This is a genomic window from Streptomyces sp. NRRL F-525 (genome assembly GCF_000716605.1).
In the GTDB taxonomy this organism is placed as follows: Bacteria; Actinomycetota; Actinomycetes; order Streptomycetales; family Streptomycetaceae; genus Streptomyces.
This window is the reverse complement of record NZ_JNXE01000182.1, coordinates 1-332: the sequence shown is the minus strand read 5'-3', so window position 1 is coordinate 332 and position 332 is coordinate 1. Positions and strand designations below refer to the sequence as shown.

The 332-nt window shown below is 70.8% G+C and carries 1 protein-coding gene and 1 pseudogene; both read left to right on the top strand.

What is annotated here, in order from left to right:
• Positions 1-123: pseudogene (locus OO69_RS49860) on the top strand (class F sortase); the annotation flags it as partial.
• 51 nt (positions 124-174) lie between these two features.
• Positions 175-332, top strand: a 158-nt coding sequence (locus tag OO69_RS48435) for a sigma factor (protein WP_033287440.1), incomplete at its 3' end; no start/stop codon positions are given.

The following is a 332-nucleotide window of genomic DNA, read 5'->3' as shown; positions in this document are numbered from 1 at the left end:
GTCTACGGGGACGTGGCGGGGCCGGAGTTGCGGCTCATCACCTGCGGCGGTCCGCGCGACGGCCAGGAGTACCGGGACAACGTGATCGTCTTCGCCGAACTGAGCGCCACCAAGGGCCGCTAGAACAGGCCCCGGTGCGCACCGCACCGCATACCCTCACGACCATGGAGAGCGTTGAAACGGTCCCGTGACAGGGCGGCGTCCGAGCTGTTCGCCGCCCTGTATCCGCGCCTCGCCGGCTGGTGCCGCCGGCTCGTCGACGACGACGAGACGGCCCACGAGATCGCCTCCGAGGCGTTCACCCGGCTCTGGGCCCGCTGGACGTCCGTGGA